General features: G+C 40.8%; 15 protein-coding genes. 1 reads left to right on the top strand and 14 read right to left on the bottom strand.

From position 1 onward, the window contains the following. Positions 1-19: 19 nt before the first annotated feature. Positions 20-1510 carry a lysine--tRNA ligase gene (lysS, locus tag ACAM22_RS05940; RefSeq protein WP_049539184.1) on the top strand — a complete coding sequence of 497 codons (1491 nt, stop codon included), beginning with the start codon at positions 20-22 and terminating at the stop codon, positions 1508-1510. Between the two features lie 62 nt (positions 1511-1572). Here the strand turns inward: lysS and ACAM22_RS05945 are convergent, their stop codons facing one another. From ACAM22_RS05945 to ACAM22_RS06010, 14 genes are all read right to left on the bottom strand, one after another. After that, a complete protein-coding gene (locus tag ACAM22_RS05945; protein WP_049539185.1) occupies positions 1573-2412 on the bottom strand; it encodes an amino acid ABC transporter substrate-binding protein in 840 nt (279 codons plus the stop codon). Between the two features lie 9 nt (positions 2413-2421). Next, positions 2422-3051 (bottom strand): amino acid ABC transporter ATP-binding protein, encoded by a 630-nt coding sequence (locus ACAM22_RS05950; RefSeq protein ID WP_369606507.1) that lies wholly within the window; start codon positions 3049-3051, stop codon positions 2422-2424. A gap of 9 nt (positions 3052-3060) precedes the next feature. Beyond that, a complete protein-coding gene (locus ACAM22_RS05955; RefSeq protein WP_049539187.1) occupies positions 3061-3702 on the bottom strand; it encodes an amino acid ABC transporter permease in 642 nt (213 codons plus the stop codon). Between the two features lie 303 nt (positions 3703-4005). After that, the gene (locus tag ACAM22_RS05960) at positions 4006-4161 is read right to left on the bottom strand and encodes a hypothetical protein (RefSeq protein ID WP_000502582.1); all 156 of its coding nucleotides are present in this window, start codon (positions 4159-4161) and stop codon (positions 4006-4008) included. 9 nt (positions 4162-4170) lie between these two features. After that, positions 4171-5481, bottom strand: coding sequence for a GTPase ObgE (gene obgE, locus ACAM22_RS05965; RefSeq protein WP_000061642.1), 1311 nt, complete (start codon positions 5479-5481; stop codon positions 4171-4173). Between the two features lie 63 nt (positions 5482-5544). Further along, positions 5545-5679: a DUF4044 domain-containing protein gene (locus ACAM22_RS05970; RefSeq protein WP_000863859.1), complete on the bottom strand. Its 135-nt coding sequence runs from the start codon at positions 5677-5679 to the stop codon at positions 5545-5547. A gap of 58 nt (positions 5680-5737) precedes the next feature. After that, positions 5738-5929 (bottom strand): PspC domain-containing protein, encoded by a 192-nt coding sequence (locus ACAM22_RS05975; RefSeq protein ID WP_162489588.1) that lies wholly within the window; start codon positions 5927-5929, stop codon positions 5738-5740. Between the two features lie 14 nt (positions 5930-5943). Then, complete coding sequence (locus ACAM22_RS05980; protein WP_369606508.1) at positions 5944-7269, bottom strand: glycosyltransferase family 4 protein; 1326 nt, start codon at positions 7267-7269, stop codon at positions 5944-5946. 15 nt (positions 7270-7284) lie between these two features. Then, positions 7285-8328 carry an alpha-galactosylglucosyldiacylglycerol synthase gene (cpoA, locus tag ACAM22_RS05985; RefSeq protein ID WP_369607018.1) on the bottom strand — a complete coding sequence of 348 codons (1044 nt, stop codon included), beginning with the start codon at positions 8326-8328 and terminating at the stop codon, positions 7285-7287. 115 nt (positions 8329-8443) lie between these two features. After that, the gene (locus ACAM22_RS05990) at positions 8444-8773 is read right to left on the bottom strand and encodes a metal-sulfur cluster assembly factor (protein ID WP_000331925.1); all 330 of its coding nucleotides are present in this window, start codon (positions 8771-8773) and stop codon (positions 8444-8446) included. A gap of 14 nt (positions 8774-8787) precedes the next feature. Further along, positions 8788-9897, bottom strand: coding sequence for an RNA polymerase sigma factor RpoD (rpoD, locus tag ACAM22_RS05995; protein ID WP_000256769.1), 1110 nt, complete (start codon positions 9895-9897; stop codon positions 8788-8790). A gap of 2 nt (positions 9898-9899) precedes the next feature. Further along, on the bottom strand, positions 9900-11660 hold the full coding sequence (dnaG, locus tag ACAM22_RS06000) for a DNA primase (protein WP_369606509.1): 1761 nt from the start codon (positions 11658-11660) through the stop codon (positions 9900-9902). Positions 11661-11856: 196 nt separating this feature from the next. Continuing rightward, a complete protein-coding gene (locus ACAM22_RS06005; RefSeq protein WP_023942765.1) occupies positions 11857-12615 on the bottom strand; it encodes an ABC transporter ATP-binding protein in 759 nt (252 codons plus the stop codon). Next, positions 12612-13478: an ABC transporter permease gene (locus ACAM22_RS06010; RefSeq protein WP_045612545.1), complete on the bottom strand. Its 867-nt coding sequence runs from the start codon at positions 13476-13478 to the stop codon at positions 12612-12614. Before ACAM22_RS06010 ends, ACAM22_RS06005 begins: the two co-directional genes overlap by 4 nt. Positions 13479-13528: the final 50 nt, after the last annotated feature.

Raw genomic sequence — 13528 nt, forward strand, 5'->3', positions numbered from 1 at the left:
GTAAAACTAGGAGGATCCCATGTCAACAGAACATATGGAAGAACTAAATGACCAGCAGATCGTTCGCCGTGAAAAAATGGCTGCGCTCCGTGAACAAGGAATCGATCCCTTTGGAAAACGCTTTGAACGTACTGCAAATTCACAAGAATTAAAAGATAAATTTGCTGACCTCGATAAAGAACAATTGCACGATAAAAACGAAACAGCTACTATCGCAGGACGCTTGGTAACCAAACGTGGTAAAGGTAAAGTTGGATTTGCCCACCTTCAAGACCGCGAAGGCCAGATTCAGATTTACGTTCGTAAGGATGCTGTCGGTGAAGAAAACTACGAAATCTTCAAAAAAGCAGACCTTGGTGACTTCCTTGGTGTCGAAGGTGAAGTGATGCGTACAGATATGGGAGAACTCTCTATCAAGGCGACTCACATCACACACTTATCTAAGGCTCTTCGTCCTCTGCCAGAGAAATTCCATGGTTTGACAGACGTTGAGACAATTTACCGTAAACGTTACCTTGACTTGATTTCTAACCGTGAAAGCTTTGAACGCTTTGTTACTCGTTCAAAAATCATCTCTGAAATCCGTCGTTACCTTGATCAAAAAGGATTCCTTGAAGTGGAAACACCTGTTCTTCATAACGAAGCTGGTGGTGCTGCTGCTCGTCCGTTTATCACTCACCACAACGCTCAAAACATTGACATGGTGCTTCGTATCGCGACTGAGCTTCACTTAAAACGCCTTATCGTTGGTGGTATGGAACGCGTCTATGAAATTGGTCGTATCTTCCGTAACGAAGGAATGGATGCTACTCATAACCCTGAGTTCACTTCGATCGAAGTCTACCAAGCTTATGCAGACTTCCAAGACATCATGGACTTGACCGAAGGCATTATCCAGCACGCTGCTAAAGCTGTTAAAGGTGATGGTCCAGTTAACTACCAAGGTACTGAAATCAAGATTAACGAACCATTTAAACGTGTTCACATGGTGGATGCTATCAAAGAGATTACTGGTGTAGATTTCTGGCAAGACATGACTTTGGAAGAAGCTAAAGCTATCGCTGCTGAGAAGAAAGTTCCTGTTGAGAAACACTACACTGAAGTTGGCCATATTATCAATGCCTTCTTTGAAGAGTTTGTTGAAGAAACCTTGATCCAACCAACCTTTGTCTATGGACATCCAGTAGCTGTATCTCCACTTGCTAAGAAAAATCCTGAAGACGAACGCTTTACTGACCGTTTCGAGCTCTTCATCATGACTAAGGAGTACGGTAATGCCTTTACTGAGTTGAACGATCCAATCGATCAGCTTAGCCGTTTCGAAGCCCAAGCTAAAGCCAAAGAACTTGGTGACGATGAAGCGACAGGCATCGACTATGACTACATCGAGGCTCTTGAATATGGTATGCCTCCAACAGGTGGTTTGGGAATCGGTATCGACCGTCTCTGCATGCTCCTCACTGATACAACAACTATCCGTGATGTATTGCTCTTCCCAACAATGAAATAATACTCTTATCCTCTGACTCTTGTCAGGGGATTTTTCGATGCAAAAAGAGACTGAGGTAACACTCAATCTCTACTTTTCACTTCTTTGGTTGCTACATCTTCTCCAAACCATTTTTGGCTGATTTCTTGGAACTTCCCTTCTTGGTAAAGTTGAACAAAAGCTTGGTTTAAAACTTGTAGTAATCTTTTGTCAGCTTGTCTAACTCCGACCGCAAAGGATTCACTTTCAAATCCTGCTGAAAAGACATTGTAGTCATTTAATATACCATCAGACTGGAGATAGTAATTAGCATACACTCGGTCAATCAACAAGGCATCAATTCGATCATTCTTCAAATCAATCAAGGCTTCATTGAAACTCTGGTATTGATTGGCCTTCTGGTCTTTAACACGATTTTTCAGTAAATCTGGCTGGGCTTCAAAATCCAAATAACCAGAGGACCCAGCTTGGGCACCTAAGGTCTTATCCTTCATATCCTCTACTGAATGAATCTGCTGGCTTTTCTTGGCAACTAGAACTTGCTGATTTTCCATATATGGAATACTAAAGGCAACCTTCTCTCGCCGTTCATCAGTGGCAGAATAGCCATTCCAGATGGCATCTATAGTTCCATTTTGCAATTCCGTTTCCTTCATATCCCAGTCAATTGGTTGAAATTGCACCTTAACACTTAATTTTTCTGAGACAGCTTGTGCCAAATCAATATCAAATCCTGTATATTGGCCATTCTTTTCTTCAAATCCCATAGGTACGAAGGTATTGTCAAAACCAATGGTTATACTCCCCTGCTCTTGATACTTATCCCAGTTATCCTGCTTTGGATCACTAGCCTTCTGAGTACATGCAGTTAAAAAGAGGCTTAGGAGCGAAACCAATACTAAAGCAATTTTCTTATTAGTCATCAGCACCTCCTACTTGGGCTCAACCTTGAGAATCTGATCTGCGATATTTTTCGCAAACTGCAAATCATGGGTAACCACAATCTGTGTCATGCCAAGTTCCCTATTTTGCAAGATCAGTTTTTCCACTTCCAAGCGTAATTCTGGATCTAGGGCAGAAGTTGGTTCATCGTAGCCAATGATTTCCGGGTCAATCATCATAGCACGCGCCAAGGCTACTCGCTGCTTTTGCCCACCAGATAGTGAAAATGGATAGACATCTGCGTGCCCTGCTAGTCCTAACTGTTCCAAAAGACCTCGCGCCTTCTTCTCAGCCTCATCCTGCTTCATTCCCCTGGTTTTCACAGGAGATAAGGTCAAATTATCTAGAACGGATAAATGAGGGAAAAGTTGAAAATCTTGGAATACAAATCCTAGTAGATTGCGCTTCTCCAGTTCATCCAATTCTAAAGGTTCTTCATTATAAAAGATTTGCCCTGAATCAATGGTTTCAAGACCTGCAAGCATGCGTAAGAGGGTTGTCTTCCCTCCACCCGAAGGCCCAACGATAGCCAGGATTTGCTTTTCAGGAATTTTTAGACTGAAATTAGATAAAATTTGCTTTTCACCAAAGACTTTATTGATATTTCGTAATTCTAACATGACAGCCTCCTATCTATAGTAACTGTACTTCTTCTCAACTTTTTTGGAAATGATTGTCACAATCCCAATCAAAATCAAGTAAATGGCTCCTGCCAAGAACATAGGAACCAGACTAGCATCACGGTTGGCAGCTGTGCGACTAGCCAAGATAAGGTCTGAAATTCCTAGAGCATAGACCAGAGAGGTATCCTTGACCAAACTCATAACCTCATTAAATACACTAGGGAGAACAATCTTGGTCACCTGAGGCAAAATAATATAGCGCACTGTATCAAAAGGATTAAACTTCAAGACCTTGGCAGCCTCATATTGACCTTTAGGAATGGTATCAATCCCCCCACGGAAGATTTCAGCAAAGTAAGCTGCATAATTCAAAACAAAGGCAATGATAGCAGCAGGAAGACGATCCAAACGAATCCCAATGCTTGGTAACACATAATAGATAAAGATCAATTGCAAGAGCAAGGGTGTCCCCCGCATGATCCAGATATAAATGTTAATCAGATGATGGAGGAGCTTCCAATGGACTTGCAAGGCAAAGGCAATCAAAACGCCCAAGGGAATAGAAAAAATCAAGACAAGTGCAAAAACCTGTAAAGTCATGCTTGCACCGCTCAATAAACTCGGTAATATCTCAAACAAATAAGACATACTGACACCTCCTAAAAATAATTGCTCCTATTATAGCATAAATAAACTAAATAACCAACTATTTTTGTAAAAAAATTCTTTTTCAATAGAAAAAATCAGTGTCTTGAAGGTAGAATAGGACAACACGACTTATAAAGCCTTGTTAGTCATTTGATTTGAATTTCCTAGTCTATTTGTTTATATTCCATTTCAATATATTATAATTTATAAGTGAAAAGAAAGGACAAATTTTGCCCTTTCTAGATCTTAGCTTCTATTTGTTACAGTTAACTTGACTGATAATTGGAGTTTTATCTTACGTATTTAAGATGGATTTTCTTTTTTAGTTCGTGCCAATCTCAGGGCACGATTTGGATTGAGACGATTAAATAGTTCTTCCAATTTCTTTTCATTCCAAACGTCTGCGGCAGAAACAAAATTGCCATCCGCATCTCGGAAAGATATCGGTTTATCTCCCATATCAATCTCCTAGTCTACAAATTCAAACTCAAATTTACCAATTCGGACCAAGTCACCATCTTTAGCACCACGCGCACGAAGGGCTTCATCAACCCCCATACCACGAAGCTGGCGAGCAAATTTCATGACTGATTCGTCACGATCAAAGTTGGTCATATTAAAGAGTTTCATCAGTTTTTCACCAGAAAGTACCCATGTTGCATCGTCATCACGACTAATTTCAAAGGCTTTTTCTTCCTCGTCAAATCCATAGTAGGCTTCTTCTTCCATATCTGACTCGTCGTAGAGCAAGAATTCTGGTGTCTTGTCTAACAATTCAGCTGTAGCATCCAAAAGCGTAGCCAAACCTTGCTTGGTCAAACCAGATATTGGGAAGATAGCTGGTAACTCTTCAAATTCATCATAGTTTTCAGCTAATTTTTTCTTGAATTCTTCAAGATTTTCCTGACTCTCAGGCATATCCATCTTATTGGCTACAATAATCTGTGGACGCTCCATGAGACGGAGATTGTATGATTCCAGCTCTTTATTGATGGCAAGATAATCCTCATATGGATCACGCCCTTCGCTAGCTGACATATCAATGATGTGAAGGATGACACGTGTACGCTCAATGTGACGGAGGAACTGAGTTCCCAAACCAACACCTTGACTAGCACCTTCAATCAAACCTGGTAAATCAGCTACTGCAAAGGATTCACCTGATTGGGTACGAACCATTCCTAAATTTGGCACAATAGTGGTAAAGTGGTAGGCACCGATTTTGGGTTTAGCAGATGTGATAACACTTAAAAGTGTTGATTTCCCAACAGATGGGAAACCTACTAAACCAACATCCGCCAAGATTTTTAGTTCCAATTGTAACTCACGTTCCTGACCTGGTTCTCCATTTTCAGAGATTTCCGGTGCAGGATTTTTTGGTGTCGCAAAGCGGATGTTTCCACGTCCACCACGACCACCGTGGGCAACGATAAATTCTTGACCATGTTCAATCAAATCTGTCAAAACCTTGCCAGTCTCTGCATCACGAACAGTCGTACCTTGTGGTACTCGAACTCTAAGGTCTTCAGCACCACGACCATGCATCCCTTTGGTCATTCCTTTCTCACCAGAATCAGCCTTGAAATGGCGATTGTAGCGGAAATCCATCAAAGTCCGTAGTCCTTCGTCTACAACGAAGACCACATTACCTCCACGACCTCCGTCACCACCCCAAGGACCGCCATTAGGGACATATTTTTCACGGCGAAAGGCAACCATGCCATCACCACCATTACCAGCCTTAACCTTAATCTTGGCTGTATCTAAAAACATACTCATTTTTTCTTCTCACTTTAAAAAAGGGCTGGGAAATCCCAGTCACTAAATTTTCTTGAATCTATTTTATAGATTACTGAGGGCACCAATTGCAGTTGCAAAAATTCCCAATAAACTTGCTACTAGCATGATAATCACGATAAACAAGGTTATTTTCTCAAACATAGTTTTTTTACGATTTCCATTATCTCCAAATGCCATTTTTTTCTCCTTCGTTACATTCTATTTTCTATTATCTTAGCATGAATTTAGCTAGTTTTCAATAGTCAGTTGCTACTGGTGCAATAATCCATAAAATGATATAGGCTACAATTCCTGCCCCATAACAAAATGCAAGAACACCCCATATTACACGAACAATAGTCGGATCAATATCAAAATAATTTGCGACCCCAGCACATACTCCAGCAATTTTTTGATCACTACCACTTCTCATCAATTGTTTTTTCATAGCTATTCCTCTTTCTATTCTTCATGGTCTTTCCAATAATCTCTGATGCTGATTAACTGTGTTTTTGAAGCCCTCAGCATGCGTCTAGAGCCTTTTACAGGCACAGCAACCACCTGTTGCGGTAAATACAAAACTGTCTTAAAGATACGCTGGCTGACCGTATCATCTTTTGATAAATCTTTCTGGAAGTTATTTGAAATAATGGCATCCAGATAAAACTCATGCACTCGTTTTCCAAAGTTCTCAGCTGAAATCTCGTACAATTTCTCTGATAAGGTATGCTCATCCATATCTGGAGTTGCAATCAGGGCTTCCAAAATAGCTCCGGCCAAATCATGTTCCCCATAGTACAAGGTTCCAAACATTTTATCACTGATAAGATTGTCCAGATAAGGATTTCCATGAGCAATGACAGGCGTTCCACTGGCTAAGCTTTCCAAGTAGGTCAAGCCTTGGGTTTCACTTGTCGATGCCGAGATGAAGAAATCCGCCGCCTTATAGTAAAGAGCTGTCTCACTAGGAGCAATCATCCCTGTAAAGACAACAGAGTCTTGAATCTCTAGTTTCTGGGCTTGCTCTTTGAGGTCATCCAGATAAGGACCATCCCCAGCTACCACCAGTTTAACCTTGTCTTCTTCTTTCAGAACTTCTGCAAAGGCTGCTAATACTGCTTGAATATTTTTTTCATAGGAAATTCTGGAAAGGCTAAGCAACATCTTTTCATCATCTTGAATCCCTAGTTTACTACGTAGTTCTTTTAGATTTTCTTGCTTGATTTCTGGACGCTCAAACTTGGCTAATTCAATCCCTGTTGGAATGACTCGTTTTTCAACCTTAACCTTATAGTCAGATAGCAAGTCATGGACAATCTCACTAGGGCAAATAACCCCATCCACATCGTGCAGGAAACCTCTGACCAGATACTTGACCATGCTAGGACGAATCAACATCCCCTTGGCAATATAATGGACATAGTCTTCATACTGGGTGTGATAGGTATGAATGACGGGAATTTCCAATTCACGCGCAATCCAAATCCCCAACAAGCCAAGAGAAAATTCTGTCTGAGTATGGATAACATCCAGTTGATACTGTTTAGCAATTTCAAGCGCCTTGCTGAAACCTCGATAGGCAAAACGACGGTCTTTAAAAGCAAAAAAAGGAACACTTGGAATGCGGATAATTTGCCAATCTTCATAGCGATTGACATCCTTATCCGTCGTCGTAAAGATAAAAACAACATGCCCCTGCTTTTCAAGTTCTGTTTTCAGAGTTCGAATACTGGTCGCAACACCAGAAACCTGAGGAAAATAGGTATCTGTAAATAAACCAATTCGCATAGATTACCTCACTTTTTACTTTCTCCCTAAAGCGGCTTGTTTCTCATAAAAGTCCAACCAGATTTGCAACAGATGCTCTTCAGAATACTCTCTAGAAATATTCTTAGCTTTTTCTTTCAAATCTTTTAAGGCAGCAGGATTCGCTTGATATTCCAGAATAGCTTCTTTCATCTCTTCTCTATCTGCTGTCGCCCGATAATTTCCCTCCAAAATCACCTTATAAAGATCCAAATCACGTAACATAATAGGAGCTTCACAACTAGCAGCCTCTAAAATCGTCATCGGAAAGAGTTCATTGTAACTAGGCAACAAGAAAAGGTCCGCTAGGGCATACAATTCGCGCATCCGCTCTGGCGATACAATACCTGGAAAAATCAAATTTTTAGGGGGATTCTCCATGATTTTCTTGTAACGTTCATAACCATCTGTCATGCCACCAAATGAGAAACCACCAGCCCAGATAAAGGTAATCTGAGGCAATTCCTCAGCCAGATGGATAAAATCATCAATCCCTTTGCGTTTCTGAACTTGACCAGCACCTACTACGATAAACTGATTCTCACTAATACCTAGCTCTGTTCTCAGTCTCGCTACCTCTTCTTGTGGAAGTGGATGCCATTTTTCCTTATTGACAAAGTTAGGAATATAGGTCACTTTTTCACGTGGAATACCAGCTGCCACCAAATCCTCGATAAACATAGGATTAACCACAACCAAGTGCTCCATCCGGTTGTAAAAAGAAAATACATAGCGTTTGACAATTCCCTTTAAGAAAAATGGAATTTTCAAACTCCCCTCAAGTGTATCAGGTAAAAAATGCACATAGCCAATTTTTCTCCCTGAGCGTTTCTTTTGGAATGTTGATAAATAATAGGGAAAATCAATTGTATGAAAGTGAGTCACATCTGCCTCTATTGGAAGATTTTCTGTAACAATCAATTGATCCTTTGCATCTCGGTGAAGAAGACGAACTAATTCACGGTAAGCGCCCGAAACTCCTTGTCCTGCTACTTTCTCACTTGAACTCAACATATTGATGCGTAATTTCTTTTTTTCCATAACTACCATTATATCATTTTCTTGGAATAAAATCAGCAAAAGAAAGGAGAGACTGGAGGAAAAGAGGGGGAAATTTCCTCACTTTTCCAACGGTCTCTCACATGCTTTTATATGTTTATTTAATTCCTAGGGCAATGCGTGCATAGCGACTCATTTTTTCAACAGTCCAGGCTGGATACCAGACTAATTTAACCTCTGTATCCGTTACTTCTGGTACCTCTGTCATGGCATCATAAATCTGATCCGTCAAAAGGTCTGCTAGGGGACAACCCATAGTTGTCAAAGTCATATCAATCTCTGTTTGTCCTGTGTCGCCATCAAAACGAATCTCATAGATCAAACCAAGATTGACAATATCGATTCCCAACTCAGGGTCAATAACTTCTTCCAAGGCTGATAAAATTCGTGTTTTGATGTTTTCAATTTGCTCTTCTGTATAAGCCATATTCATCCTCACTCTTAGTCTTCAATAAAATCACGAAGCGGTTTGCTGCGACTTGGTTGGCGTAGTTTTCTCAAAGCCTTAGCTTCAATCTGACGAATTCGCTCGCGAGTCACGTTAAAGACTTTACCAACATCTTCAAGGGTACGCATTTTACCATCATCTAGCCCAAAACGCAGACGCAAAACATTTTCTTCACGGTCTGTAAGAGTATCCAAGACCTCATCCAACTGCTCACGCAAGACGATACGAGTTGTATAGTCCACTGGATTTTCAATCACTTCATCTTCGATAAAGTCCCCAAGGTGGCTATCATCCTCTTCACCGATTGGTGTTTCAAGAGATACCGGTTCTTGAGCGATCTTCAAGATTTCACGAACCTTATCAGGAGTCATATCCATACGTTCAGCGATTTGCTCTGGTGTTGGGTCTTGACCCAATTCTTGAAGGAGGTTACGCTGTTCACGAACCAATTTATTGATGGTTTCAACCATGTGAACTGGGATACGGATGGTACGAGCTTGGTCCGCAATAGCACGAGTGATAGCCTGACGAATCCACCAAGTTGCATAAGTTGAGAACTTGAACCCTTTAGAATAGTCAAACTTGTCAACCGCCTTCATCAAGCCCATATTCCCTTCTTGAATCAAGTCAAGGAACTGCATACCACGGCCAACATAGCGTTTGGCAATAGAAACAACCAAACGAAGGTTGGCTTCCGCAAGACGTTGTTTGGCTTCGATATCACCAGCTTCAACTGCTAGTGCCAATTCTTTTTCCTCTTCATTGGTCAAGAGAGGAACGACCCCGATTTCTTTCAAGTACATACGGACAGGGTCATTAACCTTAGCAGAAGTTGAACCAATCAAGTCCTCATCGCTGAGTTCTGGTTCTTCTTCAGCACTAAGAACACGCGCACTTGGATTTCCTTCATTATCTGTGATAGAAATTCCTGCGTCCTGAATCCGTTGCAAGAGATCTTCAATCCCATCAGCGTCCAAGGTAAAAGGAACGACAAGACTAGCATTGATTTCATCATCTGTTGCTGTCCCTTTTTGCTTATGATTACGGATAAATTCTGCTACTTGTACATCAAATGTTGTTACTTCTTTTTGTTTTGTTACCATTATTACTCCATTCTTCTCTTTTGGGAAATTAAACGTTCCAATTCTTCTAGGGCTGTATCTGTATCTCCTACATGGCTAGCTTCCTGCACCTTCTTTTTGATTCTCATATTGTCCTGATTCAAGAGAGCCTTGTTTCGAGTCATTTCTACTTCACTTAATTCCTGCGGTGACATCTCATCAGGCAAATCCTGAGCTAAGACTTGGTACCAAGCTCTTTCAACTTCCTCTGTCTGTTCTGCTAGAACTTCTGGAGGAAGATTGCCATACTGACCAAGCAAGTCATATAAGACCTGAAATTCAGGTGTATCAAATGCAAAGTCTTCTCGCAAGCGGTAATCGTTCAAAACAAGAGGGGATTCCACCATTCGATAAAGTAGATGGGCTTCCGCCCTCATAATAGCCGATAACTGCTTGGTGACAGGCATAGTGATTGGCGTCGGTCTGGAAATTCCTTCCATGCGATTCTGCCTTTGTGCTTGACGGCTCTCATTCACAATCTGCTCAATCTGGGCATAATCAAAAGACGCCAGACTATCTGCTAAAATATGAATATAACTGTTTTGAGCAGTGATAGACTTTTCTTGAACAATCAAGGGAGCTATTTTTTCAATAAACTCAATCTGGGCCTGCAGATTTTCACTATTTTCAGGCTTGTACTGGTGAATGTAAAACTCAATCGGACTAATACGAGTTTTCGTTAATAGATAGGCCAAGTCTTCTGGACCATTTTTTTGTAGATACTCATCTGGATCTAAGTTATCAGGCATGCTGACGATCCGCACAGGCATATCGCCAATTTCATCCAAGGCTTTCAATGTCGCAGCTTGTCCAGCCTTATCGCCATCGTAAACAAGAACCAACTTCTTAGTTAACCTTTTCAGATGCTCAACATGCTCACGACTCAAGGCTGTTCCCATAGACGCCACAGCATTTTCGATTCCAGCCCGATAGGCTGCAATAACATCCATGAACCCTTCCATCAGGTAAATCTCACTGGCTTTACCAGAAGATTTTTTTGCCCTATCCATATGATATAATTCGTAACTTTTGTTAAAAATTGCAGTCGATCGGCTATTTTTATACTTAGAAGTTTGTGAATTCGTTTTCTGCCAGATACGACCTGAGAAGGCAATGACCTTTCCCTGGTCATTTGTCAGAGGAAACATAATCCGATTGTGAAAGGTGTCTACAAATTGATTAGCATCCGAGAGATAAAACAGTCCTGAATCCAGGAAATCTTCTTCACGATACTGAGCAGACAAACGTTGATAGAGATAGTTTCGTTCTGGAGGTGCTAAACCAATCCGAAAATGCTTGAGCACTTCATCTGTCAAACCACGCTGATAGAGATAGTTTCTGGCCTCTTCCCCCATGGTCGTTGTCATGAGAATAGCATGGTAAAATTTTGCTGCATCTTCGTGCATATCATAAAGAGCTTGGTGGGGGGAGGCTGGCTTCTGCTCACTATAAAGCGGTTTTTCCACTTCTATCCCAACACGCTGACCTAAGATTTGGACAGCCTCCATAAAGGGAACCCCTTGGTACTCCTCGATGAACTTAAAGACATCACCTGAGCGACCACAACCAAAACAGTGGTAAAACTGCTTGTCCTCTACAACGTTGAAAGAAGGTGTTTTTTCACCATGAAAAGGACAGAGCCCTAGATAGTTCCGTCCTGCCTTTTGTAAAGAAATCACATCTCCTATGACTTCCACAATGTTGGCATTGTTTTTGATTTCTTCAATGACTTGTTTGTCAACCATACACAATACCTCCATCTTATCATAGTTTCACGTAAACTAGTATAGCTTATTTCTGAAAAAAAGTAAACCATTTCATACGCTTTCCGTAATTATCTTTGCCTTATTTTTCTAGATAGAAAAGAAAGTTAAAAAACTCAGAAACACTTTAATGCTTCTAAGTTTTTCTTCTCTATTTTTTGATTAAAATAAAGTTCATCTATTCAAACAATTGATAGTAGTCTGAGATTTTCATCTTAGCTTTTTCTTCATTATTAAGATCTTGAATTATACGACCTTCCTTCATGACAATCAGACGGTTTCCGTACTTCAACGCATCCTCCATATGGTGGGTAATCATCAAGGCTGTCAGCTGATCTTTCTTGACAAATTCATCTGTCAACTCCATGAGTGCGACACTTGTCTTTGGATCAAGGGCCGCAGTATGCTCATCTAACAAGAGTAATTCAGGTCGCTTCAAGGTTGCCATCAAGAGACTCAAAGCCTGTCTTTGCCCACCTGACAAGAACTCAATCGGTGTATTCAAGTGTTTCTCAAGACCATTTCCTACTTTTTCAATGGTTGCCTGAAACTCATCCTTATAGCTAGTCAAGCGTCGTGGTAACAATCCACGCTTTTCACCACGAAACTTGGCAATCAAGAGATTCTCTGCCACTGTCATACGAGGAGCTGTCCCCATCTTTGGATCTTGGAAGACACGAGACAGATACTTAGCGCGCTTCTCTGGTGAAAACTTGGTAACATCTTCACCTAAAATACGGATGGTTCCACTGGTTAGTGATAAGGTTCCTGCAATAGTATTAAAGAGAGTTGATTTCCCAGCACCATTTCCACCTAAAATCGTGATGAAATCCTGTTCAAAAATTTCTAAGGAAACATCGTTTAAAATAATCTTTTCTTCATCAAAGCCATTTTTAACGACTTTGGTTGCATTGTTTAATTCTACAATTGCTGTCATTTGCTTAATTTGGCTCCTTTCAAGATTGTTTGCTTAAATGTTGGAATCATGAGGCAGACTGCTAAAATCACGGCGCTGTACAAACGAAGGTAACTTGTATTAAAGCCAAGCGCAATAACTGCCCACACTAAGAATTGATAAGCGATAGAACCTACAACAATGGTAACCAGACGTTCTGCCAAGCTCAAACTCTTGAAGATAACTTCTCCAATAATCAAACTTGCAAGCCCCACAACGATAACTCCGATTCCTCGAGATACATCGGCATAGCCTTCTTGCTGAGCAATGAGAGCTCCTGCAAGGGCAATCACACCATTTGATAAAACCAAGCCCATAAGCTCCATGCGCCCAGTATGAATCCCGAAACTTCTAGCCATATCAGGATTGTCACCTGTAGCAATATAGGCTTGTCCTAGTTTGGTATCCAAGAAAAAGAGCATGAGAGCAATAACAATACTCACAAAGATGAGACCTGTCAAGAGTTGATTCAAATCCGAATCAAAAGGCAAAACATCCTGAATTTGCTTGGTTCCAAGCAGGCCTAAATTCGCACGTCCCATAATCAAGAGCATGATTGAGTGACAAGAAGTCATCACCAAAATCCCTGATAACAAGGTTGGAATCTTCCCTTTTGTATAAAGAAGGCCTGCTGCCATACCAGCCAAACAACCTGCTCCTACAGCAACAAGTGTCGCTAAAAAAGGATTCACACCTTTGGTTATCAGAGTGACAGCAACAGCTCCCCCAAGAGGGAAGGAACCTTCTGTCGTCATATCTGGAAAGTTCAAAATCCTAAATGTCATAAAGATTCCCAGACCTAAAATAGCCCAGACAAATCCTTGAGAAATAATAGATAATATCATCTGTTTCTTAACCTTTTCTATATGATTTCTATTGTAAAAAATTGGAGGAG

This window comes from Streptococcus sp. SN-1 (genome assembly GCF_041154385.1).
Lineage (GTDB): Bacteria > Bacillota > Bacilli > Lactobacillales > Streptococcaceae > Streptococcus > Streptococcus mitis_CT.